We start from the raw sequence: 24,510 nt of genomic DNA, 5'->3' as shown, positions 1-24,510 counted from the left end.
TAGGCATGTAAAAAGCGCTCAAGGTGTTGTAAGACATTCCTTGAGCGCTTTTCTTTTACATATATAGCTACTCCCAAAGTGTGCGCCATCTCTGCAATAATCGGACTTTTAGACTATAATCGCTGGAGACGATAGGTGTACACTTTTTAATTCATTTCATGTATAGCTTAGACTGATGATTCATGTGTCATGAAGTATGAGCTTCTATCATGTCCGGAGCGTTTTACACGGTACATAGCTTCATCGGCCTTCTTCAACAATGTGTTAATATCCTGCCCATCCTTGGGGTATACACTGACTCCAGCCGAGAACGAGATTGGAATTCTTGTTCCTTCGTATAGAAACTGATTATCATACAGCGGGGAGAGCCGATGATCGACCATCTGACGAATATCACTATCATCAGCGCACGAGAAGGCGATTACAAACTCGTCCCCTCCGAATCGTCCAATCAGGTCCTCTGGTCGAGCATGTGCTTTGAACATACTGGCAATATGCTCTAAATAAAGGTCTCCCACAAGATGGCCATACGTATCGTTAATGGGTTTGAAGTGATCCAGGTCAACCAGCACCACTGCAAATGGCCTATCTTCGGCCAGCTTCGCCTGCAACTGCTCCTGAATAGCCGCACGATTATACAGTTCTGTCAAGGAATCATGATGAGCAAAATGCTTGTATCTTCCCTCTGATTCTAATAATCTGCGTTCCGTATCCTTCAAGGAGGTGACATCGGTCAGGTGCATCACGAACAGTTCCTCATTGGCTTCCTGAAGCACATCAAGCCCCATAATCAGATCGAGATCTCTCTGGTTCGGATTGTGTATGCGCACCTCCCATTGAGTAGAGTCCTCCCGCTCCTGTTGAAATGAGCGCAACAATTCAGCAAGGCTCAGCCCGTCTTTGCTATCAAAATGTCTTGGAATCTCCTCCTCGGCTATACCCTCGAACCACTGCTTGGCCCGCGGGTTCATCTCCCTTACTGCTCCCTTTCCATCCAGCAGCAAAATAGCCGTAGGCGCGGATTTGAATAGAATATGAAATAGTTTGCGGTAATCCGGCATAATGTTGTGCTTACCAATAAAATGGCGAAGCGCAACAGCCCAGAGTAAGTAACCAATGAAATAGAGTATCATAGCGTTGCGGGATGTTAACAGCTTGGATTGCAAAAGTGCTGTCACTACGATGAACCAGCCAAAGAGGCCAAACAGGCTAAGCAGCATCGAGCCGAGTATTTTTTTGAGTCGGATCTCCTGTGTACGATAGCAGCTAACCGCCAAAATAACGACGGATAGCAGAATGTACCCTGCAACAAAAATGAGGGTTAACAACAAAAACAACGGGTCCAGAGGACTGCGTCCATCCGTTACAGATGCATCATACAGCACGTGATGGTCCTTCGTCGCCAGAAATACCGCCCATAATGTAAAAGGGGCTGCATATATGAGAGGCAGCCACCGTTTCAGTGAGGATGTGATCGGTTCTCCCATTAGCACACAAAGGTGAACGAGGAAGCAAATCACAAACAGCAGCATGGGGGAATTCCCGTATAACACGATCTGCATTTGATAGTGCGGAAGTAAGGAAGTTTTTACATATTCTCCGATGAAATAAAAAAGAAATGCCAGCATGAGAAAGGCGGCAATCCGGTTCAGTAGACTTTTTGTGTTCCGGTGAATCAAGGTAATAGCCATGTACAGAAAAAAATAAGTCGGCAACAGGATAGTTAAAAAATCCATGAATAGCTCGTTCATAACCATCATCCTGTCACAATTTCATCGTGAAATTCATAGCTATTTCCGCACCAGAACCAGGCATGTGATGTCATCCATTGCGTTGCTCGTGTAGCGATAGTCTGTGCCAAGTCTGATCCTCCTACTGATCTGTACATATCATGATAGAATCCATTTGTCGTGCTGGAGCTGTCCCGAATAGTTTAATAATAGTACTCTTAATGTAACACATCTGTATAGTCTAGCAGTACATCTAATTTTGAGTATCTGGACACAATATTGCCCAGTGCTGTAATTGGAACATTGTTCCCATCTTTAAGCGATCCGATCGAAATGGCCCGGTTTCAGTGGTGTGCTGTTCTATCCACAGGGTTTTAGTCTGGAAGCCTACAAGGCGGTTCTGGAAAATCCGATGGTAGCAACTAGCTACCGCAATACGCTTATATACGTAATAGCAGGTACAGCCATTAACTTGATCATGACGACGCTTGGTGCCTATGCTCTCTTCCGCCGCAACGTTTATTTCAGCAACCCCATCATGCTCATTATCGTGATCGCCATGGTATTTCATGGGGGGCTTATTCCCTCTTTCCTGCTGATCAACAATCTCGGGTTGTTAAATACGCCATGGGCACTTCTCTTGCCTGGGGCACAGATTGGTGCTCTAAAGGAATAATGAATGGTAGCCTGTCATTCTTGTTGATTAACAAAAGAAGAAGCCGCTATTTCAGCGACTTCTAACTTCATTCTAATCCATATCACAATGTACCTCCGGGATCAAAAATCATAAGATTCTAGAGGTGCATATTTCTTTGAAGCAACATCCAAGAAGAGCATCAGCGTGAGTTATACGCCCCGAATACCCTTAATGATCGTATCGAACGGCTCAATGCTATAGCTTAACGTTCCATTCTCTGTAGGAATGGAGGTCTCTTGCGGCTGATCGCTATTATTAATGACTACGAGCATTCCGCTATCTGGATAATATGCACATTCCGTATTTACATTATCGGGGATATAGAGATTGTCCTGATCCTCATTACTTGCATAACGAATAAGATTGAATAGCAATCTTGTATTAACGAAGCTGAATTCGAAGGAAGACAGGTAGATCCCCTTCCCTTTCCCGAAGCTATGAACTGACAGCGCAATCTGTCCGTCTTGCTCCAGCACCACTTGGGCGTCTCCATTGGTCAAATGAACATTGCCTTTTGGAGTAACGTAAGCCCCTTCCGGGATCAAGCCTGCAGCATTTACGGTCTCGTAAGCCCATTTTCCATGACTAACCCGTGAACCTCTGTCTTCATCCACGCCCAGTACATGCGCCATTCGGAAAAAGCTATCGAATCCCTCCACAGCAGAAGGCTGATGAATGCCGATAAATGTACCGCCCTCATGCACCCACTGTGTCAGTAGCTCAACGACTTGCGAATCTTGCCAGTGCTGTCCTCCGCTCCAGGCCGAGCCTGCAAAGCCAGCATTAATGATGACATCGACCTCCTGAAGGACACCTGCACGGATATCATCAAAGTGGATGAAGCGCACTTCTACTGGTAATCCAGCCAGTGCTTCATTAACATGGATCAGATCGTGCATATAAGTCTCATGGAAGTGGCCAGACAACGTCCACGCTCTCAGATTCCCCCAGCTGTGGAGAACGGCAACTTTCGTCTGGATTTGATAAGGCTTGCCATACTCATGAAGCTGCTTGATTTCTCTGAATTCATCGGCAATCTTCTCAATGTAATCGCAGAAATCCGGATACGGTTCAACCAGATGCAGATAACCGCCGAGTCCAATCCGATCTATCGGCTCTCTCAGCAATGCGCGCCGGATGTTGATCCAGTATTGCTTGGCATCCAGTGTCGGGTTCCCGCCCTCGGCAAAGGTCGGTGCTCCACCCAGGCCCACAGGGAACAAGTAGGGGTGCAGCCGGATTTCGTGCGTGTCTACTTTCACCCCAGAGCACAGTCTTGCTTCATAGCCTGAGAATACGCATTTAATCAGTCCATCGAATCCGAATTCCTCAAAGCGCTCGTTATACGGCTCGATTCCTACCCAGCTATCATCATAAAAGACATATGCGAGCTTGCCATGCTTATGGACGATATCGATCAGTTGCTTACCAAAATCAATGACAAAATCATTAATAAAGGCCATCCAGTCCAGCTTGCGTTGGCCCGCAGGAATGTGACTGACACGATAATGTCCACCATTTACAAAGTCTTCAGCTGTCATGCTGTAGCCATACTTGTCCTCGAAGAGCTGAAGTGCACGGACACTTACGGTAAAATCATAGGAGCCCCAGTCCGTGAATAGATGTCGATTTCTCTCGTCACTTCCCCAGATCCATACAAAATTATAGAACATGGAGGTGAACCGGACTACATTGGTCTCCTTGTGAGATAGGCACCAGTTCTCCATCCAATCCAGCAAGTAGGTCTGAGTCTGCTCATACATCGGATCAATCTGCATCAGATGCTCTTTTTGCCAATTGTTCGTTGTATGGTTGTACATCGAGATTTCTTCCCAGATACGGTATGCCAGGAAGCTGACGGTATACTTGTGCCACGGTGTGATGCCCGATATGACCACATTACCGCTCTCCCTGTCATAATGCCACAGCTCGCGCGCCACCTCTGTATTGGTCGTACGGTCATACACCTGCCAGTATTTGAGTGCGTCGTCGGTGTCATTGACCTGGAATTGCTCGGCAAAGAAATCCTCCATAAGGTAGATGGACAGATAGTTCTGTACCGCAACCTTCGGCTGGGTAATCAGAAAGCTCTGCTGTAGCTTGTCGCGATTGCGAGCAGCCCACTCATTATGATCACGAATGATGCAGATGGTGGAATAAATGTCGTAGCCAGCATTAATAATCTCATCCGATAGCTGTGTACCGTCACTATCACGAATGACGTCTGCACCCCATTTCTCAGCAAGCTGGAGCGTCAATGCTTCGTAGCCAGATTCACCCGGCAGGGTAAAGCCGCCTTTGCGTGTCGCTGTCATCCTATTTCTCCCCTTTCGCCTGAATCATATCGCACAGAAATGCCAGTGACAGTCCTTGACCCCAGCCCTGAATCCAATCCTTGGAGATACTGCGGTAGCCTTCTCGATTATTCATTACAGCCGTGCCACCGGAGACACCCAGTACACGTCCATCCTCGCTGATCTGTCCCAATATGCCTTGAAGCGCCTTTTGCACGTATTTGGCATGCAGGGGATTCCCGTTATTGATCATGGCAGCTGCAATACCACTGGAAGCCGAGGTCTCTTCATAAGCCTCCTCATCGTCCAGTACAGTCCGCCATAAGCCATTCTCCGTCTGAAGGGTCTTGAGCGCCGCCAATTGATCCCGGAGCGCACATTCCACATCCATGCATTGCGGGTAGAGGTACCAATCCTTCAGCAGCTTCTTGACCTGGGACATGGTATACGCTCCCCATGCATTAGCTCTTCCCCAGTACATACCTGACATATGGTCCCGGTTGACATGATTGTACCCATGGTACCAAAGGCCCGTTGTGGGGTTCTGAAGGTATTTGATATGCCAATAATATTGATTTAACGCATCCTCAATCATGTCCTTGTCACCCAGCTTGCTTCCTACGCGTAGCAAGAAAAACGCTGCCATGAACAGGGTGTCTGCCCAAGCCTGCTCTGGAAAATCATTGTTCGCAGACACGGTATGCTGTAGCACCCGATCTGCAAAACGCAAGGCATCGTTCTGGATGTAATTAATCTTCTTCATTACGATATCCCAATAGATCTGCTCGCCAGTCTCCTCGTATAGCGTCAGGAGCATATGTCCCATCGCACAGGTATTTACCGTCCAATCGGGCAGACCGTTCTCAATATATTCATCCGCAAATTGCTTCAATCGCTCCAGATATGACTCATTGCCAGTGATTTGATAGGCTCTCGATACCCCATAATAGGCTACTCCACAGGGCCAGTCCCATGTCAGATCCATAGACAACGTCTTATCCACAACCTGATCAATGACCTTCAGAATGTGCCCCTTATCATATTCGATACTCAGTCCCATACCTGATCTCTCCTCACAGCATCATTATAAAGCGCTTTCTTCCATAAGTGTAACTCGTTAAAATAAGCTAATCTAAGCAGATTCGTCTAAAAACTGCGCATTTTCAATCATTTATGATCTATATAGATTTGAATGCTACCTGCCAGCTGCTATATAATCTAAAGCATACATGGCAAGTAAGGAGAAATCGTAATGGGAAGAACAAAAACCGTTATTGAATATCGTCACTACAGCATGCCAATTGATTTTCCCGTATTACTTCTAAGCGGTGAACGCTGGAGAATATCCGATCGCAAAAGCGAGCACCTTCACTTTCACAATCATCTGGAGATCGGTGTATGTCATTCAGATAGTGGATTTATGGATATCGGGGATACCTCTGTGTCCTTCAAGGCAGGCGACGTAACCTGTATGCCACGGTACTTGCCACATACAACCTACAGCTCACCTCATGAGGCCAGCCGTTGGTCATATCTATTCTTCTCACCAGAGGAGCTATTCAAGTCTGTATTTGACAACGCTTCCTCCGCTTCTGTTCCTGCCCTACCTAATGTAAGGCACGACAGCTTGATTTTAAGTAAGGATCGTTACCCGTTAATATATACTTTGGTTACTTCGGCGGTGGAGGTATTGGAGGAGAAAAGTATTCATTATGAGCAGACAGCCTATGGTCTATTGCTGGCTCTCTATACCGAGCTAATCCGATTATATTCGCAGGGGAATAAGCTGGGGAATGAAGCAGACTCTGACCCGGACTTTCAGCATTCCAAGGGGGCAATGGTTCTGTCGCCTGTGCTGGAGTATATTTCGAATTATTATATGACCCCCATTACTATCGAGACATTGGCAAGCCTGTGCCATTTGAGCACTACTCATTTTAGAAGAAAATTCTCTGAAATTATGGGCGCGTCCCCTCTTGATTTTGTCAACAGTACACGTATCGAAGAAGCCTGTAAGCTCCTCAAGAGCACAGAGCGGTCTATCCTCTCGATCTCGGAGCAGGTAGGCTTCCGATCCATATCCAGCTTCAATCGCTGCTTCTATAAGCTATTAGGCGAATCACCCAAGGCCTGGCGTAAAAAAGCTGCGCATTCCGAGCTTCAGTCCGCCAAAGCCTCGATCCTTGAATTTACAGGCTGGGTCTAGGAACAATGGTGTTGTTGGTCATGATCCAGTCCATTTGTTCCTCCTCACCCATGTAGAAGCTGTGGGTTCCCGTCTGGACAAAGCCCAATCGCTGGTAGAACTCAATAGCGTTCAGATTTTTCTCCCACACACCCAGCCAAATCTTGGACTTGTTGTGGGAAGTGGCTATTTCCATAGCCTTATTGAATAAATGTTGTCCAAGCCCCTGCTTCTGAAATTGGGCCCTCACATAGATCCTCTCAATCTCTAGGGAATCTTCACCCATGGGTTCCGATTGGGCATCATTCACGTTTACCTTTAGATACCCGGCAGGCTCTGCTTGGATATAGATAATAAAGAACTCCGAACAGGGATTGGACAATTCCTGTTCCAGCTGCCTGGTGCTAAATGCTCTGTCCAGATAAGCCCTCATCTGCTCAGGTGAATTCTGATCCTCAAATGTCTCACGGAAGGTCTCGATGCTTATTTTTCGCAGTAGCTCTACGTCCTCTATGCTGCACTTCTTCAATTCAATACTCATCTTGAGCTCAAGCTCCTCTATACTATAGTTTTGTGATCGGATTTATACCAGATAAATGGGCTAGATCCATGTGAGCCGAGCCGCTCTGTAAATCATTTCAATAAAGTAAAGCTACTAGCAGACTGGTAATCACTTGGACGGCATAAATTCAAGGATAATGAACGTTACATTACACCGTATAGCCCTCTGTTATATTATCATAATTATTGTTGCATTTACAACAATATTGACTCTATTCAATTCATGATCAAAAATCCCGTTCTGCTCTCGTTAGAGGCAAAAACGGGATTCTCGATAGATTCTCTGTAGTAATCTGACGTCATCCTGCAAAACGGTAGTCGGTTGAGCTCAGACAACGTCTATATTACCTCATGGGTGCGAAATGGCTAATGCTGGATAAAATGTTCTCTGTCTTTGCCAGGATATCAGCAGTCAGCTCCAGCTCGATCGCTTTAATGTTCTCTTCAATCTGCTCAGGGCGACTGGAGCCAATAATGGCTGAGCTTACAACAGACTGGCGCAGTACCCATGCCAAGGCAAATTGTGAAAGTGAGCAGCCGACCTCAGCCGCCAATTGCGAAAGCGCAACGGTGCACTCAAGCACATCTTCTCGCAAATAGCTGTTAATGACCCCATTGGTCTGATTATTCGCGGCCCTGCTGCCTGCAGGAATCTGTCCCCCGGGTGTATACTTACCCGTGAGAATTCCCTGAGCAAGTGGCGAGAATACAATCAGCCCCAGCCCATCCTTCTCACATTGCTCAATAATGCTGTCCTTCTCAATGTATCGTTCGAACATGTTGTAGATTGGCTGATTGGAGATTAGCGGACGCATATTCAGTCGGGTGCTGATGCCCGATGCCTCGGCGATTTGCTCTGCTGTCCATTCGCTAACCCCGGCGTACAATATTTTCCCTTGTGTCTGCAGGTCATCAAGCGCTCGCAGTGTCTCATCCATAGGCGTATCGTTGTCAAATCGGTGGCACTGATACAAGTCAATATAATCGGTCCCTAATCGCTTCAAGCTGGCTTCGCATTGCTCCATAATGTGCTTGCGCGATAGGCCCCGCTCATTCGGCCCCTCACCTTGAGGGAAGAATACCTTGGTAGCCAGTACATAACGACTTCTGGGATACGCTCTTAAGGCATGGCCGACGACCTCCTCTGCCCCAGGATAGGAATTGGACGTATCGAACAGGTTGATACCCAACTCATAGGCTTTCTCAATACAGGCCCGTGCGGCTTGCTCTGAGGTAGCCGATCCATAGGTGAGCCAGCTGCCCAGCCCGATTTCGCTTACTTTTAACCCGCTTCTGCCCAGTCTTCTGTACTTCAACACACTCACTCCTTCATTTGATGATATTTCAGCTATCCATAATTGGAAGCGCTCTATTGATCAAACCTAGAATAATAGTTAAACTTGGGTTTAAGTCAAGTCCAATCATTTATTTTGTGGGAGGAAAATTGCAGTGGAGCTATCCATCAAGGAAGTTGCCGAACGTACCCAATTACCGCCGTCTACCTTGCGCTATTATGACAAGATGGGTCTAATGCCTATGCTGAAGAAGACAGATTATGGTACACGCAAATATTCGGAGACCGATATTTCCTGGCTGGAGCTAGTGTGCTGCCTCAGAGACAGCGGCATGTCACTCGATGATATCAAAGCATTCATGATGCTCTGCATGAGCGATTCCTCCACTAGTGAGCAAAGGCGTGAGCTGCTGACGCAGCATAGAGAGCATATCTTGAAGCAGATGGACCTGCTTCATCGCAGCCTTGCCACGGTCGACTATAAGCTCGCCCATTACAATGAGATTGGGATCTTTCACATAGACAGACCATAATGGGTATAACAATGTTTTTGCTGGCAAACATCTATGAGTGTTATGAGTGACGAGTCCTCGAACACTACCTTCTCTTGCGAAAATATAACGGAGGATGACCCGTCACCATCCTGAACACTCTTCCGAAATGAGTCACACTGCCGAAGCCTACCTTCTTGGCGATCAGATTAACCTTTAGCGTGGTCTGCTCCAGCAGCTTCTTGGCTTCCTTTACCCGAACGCTATTCAAGTATTCCACGAACGTGAAGCCGGTTGCTTCCTTAAAAAAGCGGCTCAGATAATATGGACTGATAAAAAAGGTATCCGACAGTGAATCCAATGACATTCGCTGCCTGTAATGCTCGTTGATATAGCGGACGACTTCGGACATTCGCTCCAGCATAGGGCTCGACGATTCGACTGGCTCCATGCTGACCTGATTGCTATTACGGCAGCACATAATCAGGAGCTGCAGAGCCAGCGTCTGTGCGTACATCTCAAAGCCGGGGTTTTGATCATGGATTTCTTGTGCTACTCCAAATGCCAGCGCTTCCATAGATGTGCGTAGGTGTGGAGGATTTTTCACAATGATGTATTCCCGCTCAAACAAGGGCTGCAGCACAGCTTGAGGATCATCCATCATTCGGATGAGGCGTTCATGTATGTTTACGACAAGCCGCTCATGATTGGGCATGATGGCCGCGTTGGTGGTCCGATGCAATGTGTTCGGAGGGATAATGACGATATCCCCTTCATGGATGACCCATGTGCGATCCTTAATGAAGAATTCCCGCTTGCCTGATAATAAAAAGAAGATCTCGTATGTACTGTGAAAATGATTGGCTGGCATATGATGGCTCATCATCTTCCGGTAGGATACGGAGAAGGTCCCCTCCGCATTGTCATAATATAACTCGTTCATGTTGCGTCCTCCTCTCCCTTTTTATTGTACTCAACAGCTTCATTACTGCAAGATATAAGAAGAAATTGCTTATTATCGCATAAACTGTACATATTATTGTGCTACGTTAGGATCAGAACATAATTAGGAGGAATGAATGCGGTGAACACATCCGAATCCAACCAGACCACAAATGTACAATCAACCTTTACCCCGATCCAATGGGCCGAGAAGGCCTGTGAGGCACTCATGGCCAAATTTGAGCCGGAATTACTTCCGCCAGATCGGTTCCATTATCATCAAGGCGTTTTTTTATCTGGCATGGAAAAATGCTGGAAGATCAACGGCAAGGATGAGTACTACACCTATATCAAACGGTGGGTAGACAGTCAGGTACAAGAGGATGGAAGCATCAAGCTGTACAAGTCTACCGAATTGGATGATATACAGCCAGGGGTATTGCTGTTCAACCTGTATGAGCAGACCGGTGATGAGCGCTATAAGAAAGCCCTGTTCGAGCTTGTCCCTCTTCTGAAATCGTGGAAAACCAATCCATCTGGAGGCTTCTGGCACAAGGAGCATTACCCGAATCAAATGTGGCTGGATGGTCTATATATGGCTGGACCGATCGCTGTCCAATTCGGCGAAACCTTCGGGGCTAGTGAATATTTTGATCTCATGACCTACCAAGCCCTTCTGATGGCTGAGCATACCAAAGATCCGAATACGGGCTTGCTGTATCACGGCTGGGATGAGACCAAGGCCGCCAAATGGGCTGATCCCGTGACTGGTCTCGCTCCGGAGTTCTGGGGACGCGCGATCGGGTGGTATCCTGTTGCCTTGCTTGAAATGTTCGAGCATCTGCCTGAGGATCACAAGGATAAAGCCAAGCTTACAGCCATCCTGCAGGATCTACTTATTAGCCTGACACGATATCAGGATGCTGATTCAGGTCTATGGTATCAGGTCATCGACAAGGGAGACAGACCGGATAATTGGCTCGAAAGCTCCTGTACAGCCCTGTTCGTTCATGCTATCGCCAAAGCAGTTCGTCTGGGCTATCTGGATGCCGAGTACCTGAAGTATGCCTGGAAAGGCTACCAAGGCGTGATTAATACCCTTAACTTCGATGACCAGGGTCATGTCGTGATCGGTCATATCTGCATCGGTACAGGGATTGGCGACTACGCTCACTATATTGCCCGGCCTACGAGCGAGAATGATCTGCATGGAGCAGGCGCCTTCATTCTCATGTGTGCTGAGATGAGCCTTGCAGAACAGCTTTCGGAGCAGCCTGTATCTTGATTAACGAAGTACGTATTTTTCGTAGCGTGTTATGTTACCTATTGGATTAGCCCCTCCTTAAGCTCTGTGTCCCAAGGCAGTTGATCGTTCTGATCGACTGCCTTCATTTCATTTGCCAGTCAGCCAGATTGATCCCTGCCTGTGTACCGCATTTGTTATAACCGGTCTGAGTGTAATGAAACTCATCGTGCATGAGTCCTTCGCTTGCCATTTGATCGAATGCAGTAGCAATTAGTGTAATCTCTGATGCTGTCTCACAGAACTCTGTCTGTGCTTGAATGATGCTCGTATATCGCATGTGATCATCACGGTGATTCCCGATTCGGATCAGGAAAGTATGCTGGATTCCAATGGCCTGCACCTCACTGAGCAGTGAGGCCAGCCTTGCTTTATAATCCGCCTTGCTTGTGTGCCGGTCCCCATCTGTCTCTCCCTGGCACCAGATCATCCAGCGATTTCCAATGCTGTAGCCATTGTCGGTTAACCAGGCTTCGGCTGTCCTGAAGCGCTCCATGGCGTCGGGTAATAATATGCCATCCTTTTGCCACTCACTGATCTCCGTTCCCCCCTTGGAAGCGGACACACCAACTATGATTCGCCCTGTCCGCTCATGATAAGCCTTAACCAGCGCACTGACCAATGAGCCTGTCTTCATCCCTTCCTCGTTGATTCCACCCGGCTTGTTCTCGTTCACGCCAAACGGCTCGGCAATGGGATGCAGCACGGTAGGATCACTAATGGCCCGAAACTCATAGCCTCCTCCCTCTTCCACTGCTGGGGCATCCTTACTAGAGCCCCGCCCTGCCATATTACTTTGTCCAGCAAAGAGCACCAGATCCATATCTGTCTGCATTCAAGTCCACTCCTTCAAAGTGACAATTCAAATTTTGTATAGACACACCTATGTACTAGTAGCAGATCCTATGAAGCTATGCGTACACACGCTATCCAGCAAAGCATACTAGATTTACATGACATTTCCTATGCCCATTGTCCGTTTTTTACAATCAAGTTCATAAATGCTGGGTATCTTCAAGATCCAGATGGACAATTGTTGGATGTCGTCTGGAGTTCAGAATGGGAAATGGAGTGACGCAGGATGCTGGATTTCCCTTATTGGTCTGAGTTTAACTTGCTGTTAAAGAGATTCGATGTGAAATACAAAAGACATGTCCAGGATCATCTCCAGACATGTCTTGTATAGCAGTGCTTATGAGAACTAGTGGACTTGCATTACTTTAGGATGGTTGCTTTTGTACCACTTCAGGATGCTTGCTCAAATTGGCTATTGTACAGATCGGCATAAAATCCGCCCTTCGCCAGCAGCTCCACATGATTCCCCATCTCAATGATGTCCCCGTCCTTCATAACGAGAATCACATCGGCATTCTTGATCGTAGACAGCCGGTGAGCAATGACAAAGGAAGTCTTGCCTACAGTGAGCTGGTCCATCGCTTGCTGAATCAACAATTCGGTACGCGTATCGACCGAGCTAGTTGCTTCATCCAGAATGAGCATCGGTGCATCCTCGATCATGGCTCTGGCGATGGTAATCAGCTGCTTCTGTCCAGCTGACAGAGTGGCTTTATCATCCAGTACCGTATCGTAGCCTCGTGGTAAAGTCTTAATGAAGCTATGCAGCCCTACTGCTCTAGAAGCGGCTTCGACCTGTTCATTGCTGACGTTCATTTTGGAAAAGATAATGTTATCTCGAATAGTCCCTTCAAATAGCCACGTATCCTGCAGCACCATGCAGAATAATTGATGGATATTGTCGCGTGTTAATTGGCTGATTGGTGTTCCGTCAATGTAGATCTCCCCACCATTCAGCTCATAGAAACGCATGAGTAAGTTCACAAGGGTCGTCTTGCCGGCGCCTGTTGGGCCGACGATGGCAATTTTTTGACCAGCCTCAGCCTTCATGGAGAAGTCCTTGATAATCATTCGGTCTGCATTATAGCCAAAACGCACATGCTTGAATTCGACGTCTCCTTTGGCGGTATCCAGTCTCAATGTCTTGTCACGCTCATCAGCCAGCTCTTCTTCTCCAAGGAATTCAAAGACCCGTTCACTCGCAGCAGCAGCTGATTGCAGGTTGGTAGCTGCTTGTGCTAGCTGTGACAAAGGCTGAGTGAAAAGACGAATATATACCATGAAGGCTACAATAGTCCCTAGCGTGATTACTTGCTGATTAACCAGCACAGCTCCCACGACACAGACAGCGACATAGCCAAAGTTACCAATGAACATCATGACAGGCATCATGAGCCCGGACATGAATTGGGACTTCCATGCATTCGTATATAAACGACTGTTAATGTCGTGAAAAGCTTCCTTTGCAGCTGGCTCTCCATTGTATACCTTGACTACATTGTGGCCAGTATACGTCTCCTCGATGTGACCATTAATCTGACCCAACTCTGCCTGCTGTGCTACAAAGTATTTCTGTGAATGCTTCATAATTAGGCTCATCAGAGCAAAGCCGAGCAATGTCGCTAAAATGCCAGTCACAGTCATAATCCAGTTCGTGTACAGCATCATTACGAGCGCACCCACGAAGGTTGCGAGCGCGCTGACCAGCGTACCCAGACTGTTATTCAGCGTCTGGCCGATCGTATCGACATCGTTCGTTACGCGGCTTAGTACATTACCATGGCTCGTTCCATCGAAATACTTCAAGGGAATGCGATTGATTTTCCGGGACAGCTCTGCTCGCATTTTCTTGCTAATCCGTTGTGCGATGGTAGCGGTAATGAAGCCTTGCACATAGTTAAATATCAGAGCAAGTCCATACAACATAACCAAGACAAGCATAATTTGCTGAACAGCATCGATGTCAACACGGGTAGCTATCCCTTCTTGTATGAGGTTAGTGACATCGCTAAGCTTATCCGGACCAATGACATTAAAGGCTGAGCCGACTAGAGCCAGGACCATAGCAAGTATAATCATAGGAACATAGGCTCTGCTGTAGGCTATGAGCTGACCGATGGCTTTTTTGAAATTATTTACTTTAGCTCCGTTTCCGTTCCCCATGGCAGGCGCTTTTCCTGTGGAGCCATTTTGCTTCATTTTCGTAGGCTGGCTGTCGACGGCATGTTCGTTCTTATCCATGTATGAGTTCCTCCTTCGAAAGCTGCGAATACGCAATCTCCTGATAAGTGCTGCAGCTTGACATCAGCTCTTCGTGAGTACCGCTCCCTACAACCTCTCCCTGCTCCAATACAATGATGCGATCAGCATCCTTGATCGTACCTATGCGCTGCGCCACAATAAGCGTCGTCGCCCGGCTCGTTTGTTTCTTGAGTGCGGAGCGCAGAATACGGTCCGTCTTGTAATCCAGTGCCGAGAAGGAATCATCAAAGATATATATTTCCGGCTGACGATAGATCGCGCGTGCAATGGACAGGCGCTGTTTTTGTCCACCAGACACATTGGTTCCACCTTGCGATATGTTCCCCTCGTAGCTACCCTCCATTTTCTCCACGAACTCCGTGCCTTGAGCAATAGCAACAGCTGCTTTCACGAGCTCCTCGGAGTCTCCAGCTTCGCCGTTAACTCCATACGATACGTTGGATGCCACGGTACCACTGAATAGTACGGCTTTTTGCGGAACGTATCCGATCTTATCATGTAGCGCCTGCTGATCGTAGCTCTTGACATTCACACCATCCACGAGCACTTCTCCTTCAGAGACATCATAAAAGCGGGGAATCAGATTGATGACACTCGTCTTACCACTGCCCGTCGCACCGATAAAGGCAACCGTCTCACCACGTCTTGCTGTAAAGCTAATATTACGCAAGACAGGTTCCTCCGCATTTGGATATTTGAAGCTAACATTGCGAAATTCCACTTGACCGGTAACATCCGGTGCTCCTGAGGTCTCCTGTCCGTTCACAATGCTGGACTCTGTATCGAGCACCTCCATGATCCGCTTGGCAGATATTGACGCGCGAGGCATCAGGATGAAGATCATGCTCACCATCATAAAGGCCATGACGACCTGCATGGCATAGGATGAGAACACGACCATATTGGAGAACAGTGTAATACGATCAGGCACAGCCGCAGCATTAATCAAAAAAGCACCAATCCAGTATATAGAGACACTCAGACCGGACATGATAAAGGTCATACCCGGGCTGATCATAGCCATTAATCGGCTTGCAAAGAGATTGGTATTCGTTAATTCGACATTGGCCTGCTGGAACTTGTCTTCCTGATACTGATCTGCATTATAAGCACGTACCACTCGCAGTCCGGTCAGATGCTCCCGGGTGACCCTGTTCAGATTATCAGTCAGGCGCTGAATTCTCTGAAAGCTTGGGATCGCAAATATAACAATGACACTCAGCATAACAATCAGGACAGCTACAGCCGCTCCTGTAGAAGCGGTCCATTGCCAGTTTTTATCTGCAATCTTTACAATGGCCCACACAGCCAGAATCGGAGCCTTGATGATGACCTGAAGTCCCAAAGCAACGACCGTCTGAATCTGGGTAACATCGTTCGTCGAGCGAGTAATCAGGCTTGCTGTCGAGAAGTTGTTCATCTCTTCCATGGAGAAGGATAAGGTCTTGTCGAAGACCATTGCACGCAGGCGCATAGCCAATCCTGCCGCAACTCGGGCCGCGAAATAGCCTACGATGATCGAGGCAATCATACTACCCACAGCACAGAACAGCATATAGCTTCCGGGAATGAGTAGCTCGGATACTGGCGTTCCTGCGGTCTGCAGCTTCGTTGTAATCTCGGCCATGTAATCCGGCAGCTTGAGATCCAGCCAGACCTGCACAACGATGAAGACCAGACTGCACAGCACAAGCAGCCATTCGTGTTTCTTTAGATGTTTGAATATCTTCAGCATTCGGTTGCTCTCCTTTGATCTAGTAATCTGTAATGTCTTATGAAGTACAGCAGAACGCTGCAATACGCACGGGTCTAGCTAGCCTTTGGCGACAATGAGCTTGATGAGTCGAATGAATTCCTTGGCATCCTGTTCGTCCAGCTTTCGAAGGACATTCTCGGTCCACGCAACACCTTCATTGTATTTATCAAGCATAAATTGCTTACCTGCATCTGTAATGAACACGATAACCTTGCGTTTGTCACTATCATCTGTACGCCTTACAATCATTTCTTTTTTTTCAAGGCTTTTCAGCGCCGTAGCTATACGGCCTGTACTGACAGACAAAAATTCACTCAAATAGCCTGAAGTAACGCCATCCTGCTGGCTAAGGGCAATCAAAATCCCCATCTCGCCACGAGAAAAATGGCCCCCTTCTTCCAGTGCTGGTTTTCGTGATTGGACGATACATTCAAATAATTCCACAGCAGCTGCTCTATAATCCATGGATCAATCAACACCTTCTCTACTAATATCTCATACTGTAAGGTAATAAATCTTATACTATAAGATAATAGAGTTGTGAGTGTGGAAAGTCAAATTCGAAAATATGGAACTACTGACACAACATATTTCTGTTGTTCAGTTCTCTGAGCTTAAGGAGTAAAATGGAAGAGAAACTCTATTTACACCTTCTAGGAGAGCCTAATGATAGCACTCGATAACGCCTATTATATTGCACTGAGCTTCCATATTCCCAAGCCAGACACTAGAGCCTATTCAGTCTATCTACAGGAGCAAGCTATTCCGTTCTATAGACTTCATAACGAAAAAAAAGATGCTGCAGGACTACAGCATCTACACACACAAGATCACAGCCATAAGATCACAGCAGAAAAACACGGCGACTTCCCGTTATGGAATAGCTTGCATCTGATTCAACTTGACCAGCGCAAATCTGCTACTGATTTGATAGATGTACTGGTACAAGAGGGATTTGGGTCGAGGTCTGACTGGCACTGGACTGAGCTTTGACAGTAATATGGCTGAGCTAAGACAAATCAGGACCATGCGTTACAAGACAATCAGTTCGCTATTGAAATAGTATCGGTTCGTTGAATTAACAAGTGCATCCTTATTCATATATGAAAACATTACGTCCCTGCAGACTTTGCGTATTGCGATTATTATCACTGTAGTACTGACTAAATTCATTGATTTGTCTCTGCGAGATCTCGACTGGGTCCGTTAGGACATACCACTCTACATGCTCGGTTAACGGAGGTGTAGTGAGCGAGCCCAGGTAGTGATAATAGCTTAATTTACTCGGCAGCAGCAGGCTTAAATCCAGTTGCTTTACTGGGATGCTGGTGGCTCCCTTCGTAGCTTCTTTTGCAGCATCAAGAATTTGTTGGAAGCTTTGATTCTCCCTTCCTTCAACAAGCATCACACCTATGACCGCCGTACTACCGTCCTGTGCTGTGTGAACAAAATGTCCTTCGACCGGAAAATGCTGACCGTTGATTGTATGCTCGCTCTGTGCGTGGAAATGAACCTGCTTCAGCTCATACGTTCGATCATCAATTTCAGCGGTGCCCTGCAATTCTACCTGGATGCTATGCCCATTATTAACGACGGAGTGACCTATATTTTCATAGTTGCACTGGATTTCTGAGCCTTGATATGGAATCACATTCTGAGTGAGAATATCAATAGGGGATTGAAGGTTACCGGATACAATCTGCCATTCCTCTTGATCCGTATATGAGAAATGATGACTATCCGCTGCTTTGACATTAGTATTAGTATGCCCTGCTTCAGCATGTAATACAGCCTCATGATTCGGTAATGGCGTCACTTTTGATACATTTTCATTCCCAGCAATGGAGCATCCGCTTAATGATAATAAGGCAGCTGCTCCACAGCCAAGCATTGCAGACATAAGCTTATTCATCTGTTCAGCACCCTTTCCATAATAAAATAAGTAATGGATTGAATTGACCATCCATGTCATGCAGAACATGAAATTTTTAGTTATCCATCCATTATTGAACATTATTTTCGCATGATACCGTGGATGGCTTCTGTACTGTCGATCACGTTTTTGCGGTTCATATACACGTAGATGTAGGTGATAACGAACTATAAGGAGAGAAGCAGATATGAGCACACCCATACAGGAGTTCCCTTTGACAAGCCCTTGTTCTTTGAGGATATTAGTAAGGGATCTTCACTGAATGAGTTAATGCCTGCCATTATTATTTTTTTGAGGGTTAACCGAAAGGACGTGTACTTATGAGTATGGCTGAATATAAAGGTAAGGTTAAGAACATTGAGGATACTCCATTTGGATATACGATTTCATTGATTGGTGGCAAGTGGAAGATGGTTATTATGTATCTGCTGGCCGAGAACGAAACTGTTCGTTTCAATGACCTCAAGCGGCAAATTGGAGCCATTACCTACAGAACACTGAGCGCACAGCTGAAAGAACTCGAAGCAGACGGACTGGTGAATCGTAAGGAATATCCCCAGGTCCCACCGAAGGTAGAGTACAGTCTCACAGATAAAGCGAAGACGCTACTGCCAATATTGGAGAACCTGTGCGAGTGGGGAGTAAAAAATCAACCTCAATAGATTTTGTTGAATGAAAATAGAGTATTAGACTTAAAAATAAAGTTGTAGACTGGTGTAATAACCCGCCGAGCAAAATGTGTACGTTTGTCCGGCGGATCACGAACCGAAATTCCGAACCACAGACTGAAGGAGATCGTATATGGTTATTCGAGAAATGACAAAAGAAGACAATGCAAAAGTAAAAGGAATTATACAAGATTCATTAAAATCACTTGGATTAGCTATTCCTGGAACAGCTTATTTTGACCCTCAACTTAATGACCTACACCAATATTATAATAATTTAAAACATGCGAACTATTGGGTAGTAGAAATGGAAGGAGAAGTTGTTGGTGGAATTGGTATAGCGCCGTTTAACGAACATGATAAAGTATGCGAATTACAAAAGCTATACTTAAGTCCAACAGTTCAAGGTTTAGGGCTTTCCAATAAACTCATGGAAACAGCTTTGTCATTTGCCTCTAAACATTATGAAAAGTGCTATTTAGAAACAATCCATGAATTAAAAACTGCATGTAAATTATATGAAAAATTTGGATTTACACTACTACATGAACCTCTATCAGGTTCTGAACACTCTGCTATGGATGCGTGGTATATAAAAGCTTTTCAAAGTTAGTGTGTTAGCGAACAGCCACTCACTCTAATTAGAGCGTCTCAACCAATTTCTGAATCTTTGAGCGGGAAATTAAATATACAGGACCCATTATTTCTATTTTGCCGTCCTTTACACGTATAGCGCTCTCCTGTTCTGCAGCATAAACATCAATCTCCTCAGACAAGGGGAACAGGTAGCCTTGAACAAACGTAGCATAGTCGCGTTTAGAATGAGATTCATAGGCAAAATGATCAAAGCCAATACCATCATAAATAGTACTTGTTTCAACTTCATTGCCAGTGTTTATCAAGCTTAACCATTTGGCAGCCATGTTTAACGCGCCGGCGCTGGCACCCATTATAACGGCATTGCTGTTCTTAACCGCATCCGATAATTCATATTCCGCCAAAAAATCATTCTGCAAAACAGGATATCCACCGCATAAAAAAATGACAGAAGCGTTTTGAATGAATCGCTGGGCATCTTCCTTCTGCATGCGGTAATCAATGAAATGATATTCATCAAAAATAATGTTAGCCTGATTCAACCATGTCCATTCAGAAATATCATCAATGTTAATTTGCTCACCTGTATAACTAGACGGATTAGCGCTAATCATAACAAGCGATTTTCTGTCTGTTATATCCTCATGCAACAATTTGACCAGCTTCTCTGGAAAAAAATCATTAAACCAACTGAAATAGTAGTGAGTCTTCAAACTTAATTACCTCCATATGTACTATTTACATTCATCCATTCTTAACGTTTATATTACCATAACATGGAATTGAAACCTATTAAAAAAACGTACGTGGGTAGCTCTCACAGCTTCGCACGCTAGCTAGCCCAAAAAGCATCTCCCACACTCATCGGTATAAGCCACTGCTGCTCCGATGCTTGTGCTGGGGGATGCTGTTATTTTGTACAGTACATTCATAATACTTCCACCTGCTATCACCTTGTGTTAACAGCTATAGTGTAGGAGCTTACAGGCGTGGTATCACTTTAAACAAGATCTGCTGCTGAAAACATCTGCTATTGAAAAAATGGAGCAGGCTTGAAGAGCAGTGTATCTCCAAATTCAAGAGTAATTGTATGAGTGCTGTTCCCTTCAGCCTCACCGTGATCATACACAAAAGCTTCCTGACTACCAGCCTTTCTACAATACAATGCGCATCCCTTCCCCCAGTCCGGTAGCTGGAGCTTCGTTCTAAGATTGCGTGTGGCGACTAACTCACCCCGAAGCTCTCCTGATGTCCGATCCCAAGCGATAGAAAGACTTCCTCCGGGTATGCGCCAGCTGCTCATGGAGCCTCGACTCCATCGCGCCGGAAGGGCGGGCAACAGCTTGATCCATCGGGATGACACATAGAGCAGCATTTCCTGCACTGCATTAACCCAGCCCAGATTGGCATCCAACTGCACAGGTGCGGCGGGCATGGACATGCATATTCCCATATTGCGCCAATCGTTATGCAAGGTGTAGCCGTTAGGCAGCAGACAGGAGCGGGCAAGAACATCCAGACACTCCACTGCCTTCTCTCCATCACCAAGTCGTGCATAGATTGATGACATATGAGCAAGCGACCAGCCACTCTGGGCGCCTAGCTGACGCAGATGTACCGCTGCTTCAAAGGCCTGGAAGAGCTCGGGCTGCTCCTCGCGGCAGATCTCCTGACCCGGAAACACTGGATATAGATGCGATAAATGGCGATGATGCTGTCGATCATCAAAATCAGGATGCAGCCATTCCTTTACCGCTCCCTCCTGATTCAGCGTATATGGTGGCAAGCGCTCAAGCATGACCTCCCACTTCGGAATCTCTTCCAAATGAACGCATGCGATGCGACAGGCTTCAATGACATGCTGCAGTAATTCCTTAATAATCGCCACATCCATGGTGGCATTGATCGCCGTGGGCATAGGATGTGCTAGCGGCCTCCCATCCTTGGGCATAAAGTTCTCAGGAGTGTTCTCGGGAGAGACGGATGGATAGATAACATATTGTCCATCGGCATCCAGCACCAGGAAATCTTCATAGAACTGCAGAGCCTCCTTCATAAAAGGTAACGCCTGCTTCAGCAGAAAACTCATATCTCCGCTATATTGAAAATGCTCATAATAATGTCTGGCCAACCATCCAGCTGCCCCTGTCCAGTTCATGATGACTGGGACAATCTGATTCGGAGCACCCTGCCCCGGCGTTGTTCCAGCCGGTACATAAATTCCTTTACAGCCATAGAGCTTGCGGGCATTGTCCCGAAAGTCCTCCAACAGTCCATTGTAATAGCGAAATAAGGACTGATTCAGCCGAGTGAGTCCCCCAACATGCGTGTGCCAATACATCATCTGTACATTCTCATTAGCCATATGATGACCCCAGATCAGCCGATAGTCTCCACCCCATAAGCCGTACAGTCCGAAGGGCAGGCTTCCATGCTCTGAGACACCGCTAATGAATAAATACCGACCATAGGCCCACTGCTTGCGGACAAGACCTTCAGGAGCCTCGCCTTCGTAAGCTTCGAGCAGCAGTTCTTCATTCCAGCGTTGATCATCTGCTGCATCATCCAGATCAAGCTCGGCTGAATGAAATAGTGCCTGATGCAGCTCTGTATGCCGATCCAGCAGAAGCTCGTAGTCGGTATCGAGTGCTTCCAGCTCCTGTTTTAGTCGCAGCCATTCGCGCTCCCGCTCACCTGCGACGAACATCTTGATCAGAACGAGCAGCTTGCCGCTCGTCTGATAATGTAGTCGTCCTTGGAGATGTGGCTCAAGCCCATCAGCTCGTCGGGTATGAGCCAGCTTGCTCTGGCTCTCTTCCAAGGTGTGCTTAGCAGAACAATCACGGTTACTCCCTACAGTGCCGTCCTCTTCAATACGAATCAGACGCAAAACGGCCCCAAAGTCCCGCCCATCGTCGTTACAGGCGCCATACAGCAGGTAATCCCCGTCCTCGCGGACTGTCACAGATGCCTGTAGTACTTCGAATTCCTCGTCCTCTCGTGCACGATCTCCCTGGGGAAAGCCTAATCCTATAGAGCCAGTAAGCCATGCTTGCCCTGAAGATTTCCCTGCAGCTTGCCCTTGTGCCTGCTTCGGTGCTTCTGCTTCTACTGTCTGAGCAGTATGCTTCTTCTCCAACTCTCGATGATCCAGCTTAAGAACGACACAATCGTCTGCCCTTGAGACGAACAGCGTTCTTGAATAGCTACGCTTCCCATCCTGCCAGCGAACCTCAACCTCACCCGTCTCCATATCCAGCTCACGGCGGTATTTGCGAAAGGCGCTCTCGCAGGCCATGGATACGCTTAGTAGAGCAAGCGGGCAGCGAGAGGCCAGCTTGGAGGCATAGCCATTCTTCTGCAAGGCTCGGGTCAGATGCCAGCTAGCCTCATCATATCGCCCCTCGTCCATCAGCTTACGGGTCTCATTCAATGTATGACTGACATCAGGAAGCTTCTCCTTACGGCCCCATTGCCATAGCTCGCTGTGCTGCAGCAGCACCGTCTCCTCCTGTATACCGCCCTGTACGGAGGCGCCAAGCATGCCGTTGCCGGAGGGTAGCGCCTCACGCCACATTCCCTTCCACCAGGAAGCGGGATACCTCAACCGTAGTCGATTTTTATAGGGTCTGATACCATTCTGCCTGTTCCCCTTGCCCCGTTCAGCATGCTGGAACCGCTTATTCTGCTCGATATTCTCGTTCTGCTCGTGCTGCAAGCTCATGCTCCCTCTGCTCCGAGCTTCTCCATCTCGATGCTGGCCAGCAGGAACGGAGCCACACCCATCTGGGCATCACTGACAATCTCTTCACTTATATAATAGGCATAAGAGCCGTCGCGGTACTTCCTGCCTCCAAGTCCAGCACCATGACAAATACGATGCAGGTGCACTCCTTTGTCATCCTCCGTAACAAGGTGCCTCAGAATACCTGCGTATGCTCGTTCAACGACATTGGAATCCAGCTCAGCCAGATAATGCAGTCGTAGCCCCTTAGCCAGTGCATAGGTCAGCATACATGATGCAGATGCCTCCAGATAGTTACCCTCCCTGCCGTTCTGGTCCATAACCTGATACCACAGCCCGCTTTCCTGATCCTGGGCATGAGCGATGGCGTAGGACATCCGTTCGAAAATTCCCATGATCTGCCCACGCTGTGGATGATCAATGGGGAAATGCTCCAGTGCATCGACCACAGCCATCGCATACCAGCCCATGGCGCGGCCCCAGACATGAAAGGATTGCCCCGTATGCGTATCGCACCAGCGCTGTTCTCTGCTCTCATCCCAGGCGTGATGCAGCAAGCCAGTTCTTGGATTGCGAGTCTTCTGCTCAATGAGCAGAATCTGCCGTGCCACCTCATGGAAGCTATCCTCACGCCCAAAGACACTTGCATATTCCGCAAGAAATGGTGAAGACATATACACTCCGTCCAGCCACATTTGGAACGGGTAAATTTTTTTGTGCCAGAACCCACCTTCGCTGGTTCGCGGCTGCCCCTTGAGCTGGGTAACGAGATGCTGGATAGCTATGCGGTACTTCTCTTCGCCAGTACGCTGCCACTCAGCGAATAGATTTTTACCCTCATTAATCATATCCAGATTGTAATCCTCCAGCCGATAGGTGCGGATGGTCCCGTCGCTCTCAATCAGATCATCCATATGACGCTGAACCAACTCAGCATATCTCGGCTCCCTGTTCCATACAGCAGCACGTTGGAGTGCCATCAGTGTCATCCCGGCTACATAACCCCACTTGCCAGCAAGCTTCGGATGATCCCCTTCCTTACACTCGGAGAGCAGAGTATCGGCAATTTTAACAGACATTCTTCCCTTCTGCCCTTGTGTCTTGGGTATAGTCTCGGTCATTTTGGAACCTCCCCTATGTGATAACTTCCCTTTAGATTGGAATGATGCAGCACGGTTACATGTGAGCAGCAGCAAC

Annotated in this window: 21 protein-coding genes; 7 read left to right on the top strand and 14 right to left on the bottom strand. The window is 47.1% G+C overall.

Going from position 1 to position 24,510, the window contains the following annotated elements:
- Positions 1 to 167: 167 nt before the first annotated feature.
- Complete coding sequence (locus MKX74_RS13195) at positions 168 to 1,736, bottom strand: diguanylate cyclase (protein ID WP_341178692.1); 1,569 nt, start codon at positions 1,734 to 1,736, stop codon at positions 168 to 170.
- 346 nt (positions 1,737 to 2,082) lie between these two features.
- On the opposite strand from MKX74_RS13195, the gene MKX74_RS13190 reads away from it, so the two are divergent.
- The gene (locus MKX74_RS13190) at positions 2,083 to 2,406 is read left to right on the top strand and encodes a hypothetical protein (RefSeq protein ID WP_341178691.1); all 324 of its coding nucleotides are present in this window, start codon (positions 2,083 to 2,085) and stop codon (positions 2,404 to 2,406) included.
- Between the two features lie 170 nt (positions 2,407 to 2,576).
- Here the strand turns inward: MKX74_RS13190 and gnpA are convergent, their stop codons facing one another.
- Positions 2,577 to 4,742, bottom strand: a complete 2,166-nt coding sequence (gene gnpA, locus MKX74_RS13185) for a 1,3-beta-galactosyl-N-acetylhexosamine phosphorylase (protein WP_341178690.1) — start codon at positions 4,740 to 4,742, stop codon at positions 2,577 to 2,579.
- Between the two features lies 1 nt (position 4,743).
- Positions 4,744 to 5,781: a glycoside hydrolase family 88/105 protein gene (locus MKX74_RS13180; RefSeq protein ID WP_341178689.1), complete on the bottom strand. Its 1,038-nt coding sequence runs from the start codon at positions 5,779 to 5,781 to the stop codon at positions 4,744 to 4,746.
- Positions 5,782 to 5,973: 192 nt separating this feature from the next.
- Between MKX74_RS13180 and MKX74_RS13175 the strand changes: the two genes are divergently transcribed.
- Positions 5,974 to 6,927 carry an AraC family transcriptional regulator gene (locus MKX74_RS13175; protein WP_341178688.1) on the top strand — a complete coding sequence of 318 codons (954 nt, stop codon included), beginning with the start codon at positions 5,974 to 5,976 and terminating at the stop codon, positions 6,925 to 6,927.
- On the opposite strand, the gene MKX74_RS13170 is transcribed toward MKX74_RS13175, so the two are convergent.
- Both MKX74_RS13170 and MKX74_RS13165 read right to left on the bottom strand, forming a co-directional pair.
- A complete protein-coding gene (locus tag MKX74_RS13170; protein ID WP_341178687.1) occupies positions 6,911 to 7,447 on the bottom strand; it encodes a GNAT family N-acetyltransferase in 537 nt (178 codons plus the stop codon). The genes MKX74_RS13175 and MKX74_RS13170 overlap by 17 nt on opposite strands.
- A 364-nt stretch (positions 7,448 to 7,811) precedes the next feature.
- Positions 7,812 to 8,783, bottom strand: a complete 972-nt coding sequence (locus MKX74_RS13165) for an aldo/keto reductase family protein (RefSeq protein WP_025678018.1) — start codon at positions 8,781 to 8,783, stop codon at positions 7,812 to 7,814.
- Positions 8,784 to 8,916: 133 nt separating this feature from the next.
- Between MKX74_RS13165 and MKX74_RS13160 the strand changes: the two genes are divergently transcribed.
- Positions 8,917 to 9,294: a MerR family transcriptional regulator gene (locus MKX74_RS13160; RefSeq protein ID WP_341178686.1), complete on the top strand. Its 378-nt coding sequence runs from the start codon at positions 8,917 to 8,919 to the stop codon at positions 9,292 to 9,294.
- 64 nt (positions 9,295 to 9,358) lie between these two features.
- Here the strand turns inward: MKX74_RS13160 and MKX74_RS13155 are convergent, their stop codons facing one another.
- Positions 9,359 to 10,195 carry an AraC family transcriptional regulator gene (locus MKX74_RS13155; protein ID WP_341178685.1) on the bottom strand — a complete coding sequence of 279 codons (837 nt, stop codon included), beginning with the start codon at positions 10,193 to 10,195 and terminating at the stop codon, positions 9,359 to 9,361.
- Positions 10,196 to 10,327: 132 nt separating this feature from the next.
- On the opposite strand from MKX74_RS13155, the gene MKX74_RS13150 reads away from it, so the two are divergent.
- Positions 10,328 to 11,479: a glycoside hydrolase family 88/105 protein gene (locus tag MKX74_RS13150; protein WP_018884516.1), complete on the top strand. Its 1,152-nt coding sequence runs from the start codon at positions 10,328 to 10,330 to the stop codon at positions 11,477 to 11,479.
- A gap of 103 nt (positions 11,480 to 11,582) precedes the next feature.
- On the opposite strand, the gene MKX74_RS13145 is transcribed toward MKX74_RS13150, so the two are convergent.
- The 4 genes from MKX74_RS13145 to MKX74_RS13130 form a co-directional block, all read right to left on the bottom strand.
- The gene (locus MKX74_RS13145; RefSeq protein ID WP_341178684.1) at positions 11,583 to 12,332 is read right to left on the bottom strand and encodes a sialate O-acetylesterase; all 750 of its coding nucleotides are present in this window, start codon (positions 12,330 to 12,332) and stop codon (positions 11,583 to 11,585) included.
- 410 nt (positions 12,333 to 12,742) lie between these two features.
- Positions 12,743 to 14,593: an ABC transporter ATP-binding protein gene (locus tag MKX74_RS13140; RefSeq protein WP_341178683.1), complete on the bottom strand. Its 1,851-nt coding sequence runs from the start codon at positions 14,591 to 14,593 to the stop codon at positions 12,743 to 12,745.
- Entirely contained in the window at positions 14,586 to 16,349 is a 1,764-nt protein-coding gene (locus MKX74_RS13135) for an ABC transporter ATP-binding protein (protein ID WP_028591172.1), read from the bottom strand. The genes MKX74_RS13140 and MKX74_RS13135 overlap by 8 nt, the downstream gene beginning before the upstream one ends.
- Before the next feature lie 78 nt (positions 16,350 to 16,427).
- Positions 16,428 to 16,835 carry a MarR family winged helix-turn-helix transcriptional regulator gene (locus MKX74_RS13130; RefSeq protein WP_028591171.1) on the bottom strand — a complete coding sequence of 136 codons (408 nt, stop codon included), beginning with the start codon at positions 16,833 to 16,835 and terminating at the stop codon, positions 16,428 to 16,430.
- Between the two features lie 201 nt (positions 16,836 to 17,036).
- Here MKX74_RS13130 and MKX74_RS13125 point away from each other — a divergent pair, with 201 nt between their 5' ends.
- Complete coding sequence (locus MKX74_RS13125) at positions 17,037 to 17,363, top strand: hypothetical protein (protein WP_341178682.1); 327 nt, start codon at positions 17,037 to 17,039, stop codon at positions 17,361 to 17,363.
- 100 nt (positions 17,364 to 17,463) lie between these two features.
- On the opposite strand, the gene MKX74_RS13120 is transcribed toward MKX74_RS13125, so the two are convergent.
- Positions 17,464 to 18,282: a carbonic anhydrase gene (locus MKX74_RS13120; protein ID WP_341178681.1), complete on the bottom strand. Its 819-nt coding sequence runs from the start codon at positions 18,280 to 18,282 to the stop codon at positions 17,464 to 17,466.
- Positions 18,283 to 18,623: 341 nt separating this feature from the next.
- On the opposite strand from MKX74_RS13120, the gene MKX74_RS13115 reads away from it, so the two are divergent.
- Entirely contained in the window at positions 18,624 to 18,965 is a 342-nt protein-coding gene (locus MKX74_RS13115) for a winged helix-turn-helix transcriptional regulator (protein ID WP_341178680.1), read from the top strand.
- Between the two features lie 139 nt (positions 18,966 to 19,104).
- Positions 19,105 to 19,584: a GNAT family N-acetyltransferase gene (locus tag MKX74_RS13110; RefSeq protein WP_341178679.1), complete on the top strand. Its 480-nt coding sequence runs from the start codon at positions 19,105 to 19,107 to the stop codon at positions 19,582 to 19,584.
- A 28-nt stretch (positions 19,585 to 19,612) separates the two neighbouring features.
- On the opposite strand, the gene MKX74_RS13105 is transcribed toward MKX74_RS13110, so the two are convergent.
- From MKX74_RS13105 to MKX74_RS13095, 3 genes are all read right to left on the bottom strand, one after another.
- Positions 19,613 to 20,281, bottom strand: a complete 669-nt coding sequence (locus MKX74_RS13105; RefSeq protein WP_341178678.1) for a cyanophycinase — start codon at positions 20,279 to 20,281, stop codon at positions 19,613 to 19,615.
- A gap of 317 nt (positions 20,282 to 20,598) precedes the next feature.
- The gene (locus tag MKX74_RS13100; RefSeq protein WP_341178677.1) at positions 20,599 to 23,292 is read right to left on the bottom strand and encodes a glycosyl hydrolase family 95 catalytic domain-containing protein; all 2,694 of its coding nucleotides are present in this window, start codon (positions 23,290 to 23,292) and stop codon (positions 20,599 to 20,601) included.
- Positions 23,289 to 24,434, bottom strand: coding sequence for a glycoside hydrolase family 88/105 protein (locus MKX74_RS13095; RefSeq protein ID WP_341178676.1), 1,146 nt, complete (start codon positions 24,432 to 24,434; stop codon positions 23,289 to 23,291). Before MKX74_RS13095 ends, MKX74_RS13100 begins: the two co-directional genes overlap by 4 nt.
- Positions 24,435 to 24,510 lie beyond the last annotated feature (76 nt).

The organism is Paenibacillus sp. FSL K6-1230 (genome assembly GCF_038002385.1).
In the GTDB taxonomy this organism is placed as follows: Bacteria; Bacillota; Bacilli; order Paenibacillales; family Paenibacillaceae; genus Paenibacillus; species Paenibacillus massiliensis.
The sequence above is the reverse complement of the archived record's forward strand: the minus strand, read 5'-3'. Positions and strand labels throughout refer to the sequence as shown.

What these genes read in the sequence shown, in the direction of transcription:
- MKX74_RS13135 (WP_028591172.1), bottom strand. Translation starts at nt 16,349, where the DNA reads ATGCTGAAGATATTCAAACATCTAAAGAAACACGAATGGCTGCTTGTG.
- gnpA (WP_341178690.1), bottom strand. Translation starts at nt 4,742, where the DNA reads ATGACAGCGACACGCAAAGGCGGCTTTACCCTGCCGGGTGAATCTGGC.
- MKX74_RS13170 (WP_341178687.1), bottom strand. Translation starts at nt 7,447, where the DNA reads ATGAGTATTGAATTGAAGAAGTGCAGCATAGAGGACGTAGAGCTACTG.
- MKX74_RS13130 (WP_028591171.1), bottom strand. Translation starts at nt 16,835, where the DNA reads ATGGATTATAGAGCAGCTGCTGTGGAATTATTTGAATGTATCGTCCAA.
- MKX74_RS13115 (WP_341178680.1), top strand. Translation starts at nt 18,624, where the DNA reads ATGAGTATGGCTGAATATAAAGGTAAGGTTAAGAACATTGAGGATACT.
- MKX74_RS13110 (WP_341178679.1), top strand. Translation starts at nt 19,105, where the DNA reads ATGGTTATTCGAGAAATGACAAAAGAAGACAATGCAAAAGTAAAAGGA.
- MKX74_RS13100 (WP_341178677.1), bottom strand. Translation starts at nt 23,292, where the DNA reads ATGAGCTTGCAGCACGAGCAGAACGAGAATATCGAGCAGAATAAGCGG.
- MKX74_RS13180 (WP_341178689.1), bottom strand. Translation starts at nt 5,781, where the DNA reads ATGGGACTGAGTATCGAATATGATAAGGGGCACATTCTGAAGGTCATT.
- MKX74_RS13195 (WP_341178692.1), bottom strand. Translation starts at nt 1,736, where the DNA reads ATGGATTTTTTAACTATCCTGTTGCCGACTTATTTTTTTCTGTACATG.
- MKX74_RS13120 (WP_341178681.1), bottom strand. Translation starts at nt 18,282, where the DNA reads ATGAATAAGCTTATGTCTGCAATGCTTGGCTGTGGAGCAGCTGCCTTA.
- MKX74_RS13095 (WP_341178676.1), bottom strand. Translation starts at nt 24,434, where the DNA reads ATGACCGAGACTATACCCAAGACACAAGGGCAGAAGGGAAGAATGTCT.
- MKX74_RS13125 (WP_341178682.1), top strand. Translation starts at nt 17,037, where the DNA reads ATGATAGCACTCGATAACGCCTATTATATTGCACTGAGCTTCCATATT.
- MKX74_RS13145 (WP_341178684.1), bottom strand. Translation starts at nt 12,332, where the DNA reads ATGCAGACAGATATGGATCTGGTGCTCTTTGCTGGACAAAGTAATATG.
- MKX74_RS13155 (WP_341178685.1), bottom strand. Translation starts at nt 10,195, where the DNA reads ATGAACGAGTTATATTATGACAATGCGGAGGGGACCTTCTCCGTATCC.
- MKX74_RS13140 (WP_341178683.1), bottom strand. Translation starts at nt 14,593, where the DNA reads ATGGATAAGAACGAACATGCCGTCGACAGCCAGCCTACGAAAATGAAG.
- MKX74_RS13175 (WP_341178688.1), top strand. Translation starts at nt 5,974, where the DNA reads ATGGGAAGAACAAAAACCGTTATTGAATATCGTCACTACAGCATGCCA.
- MKX74_RS13150 (WP_018884516.1), top strand. Translation starts at nt 10,328, where the DNA reads ATGAATGCGGTGAACACATCCGAATCCAACCAGACCACAAATGTACAA.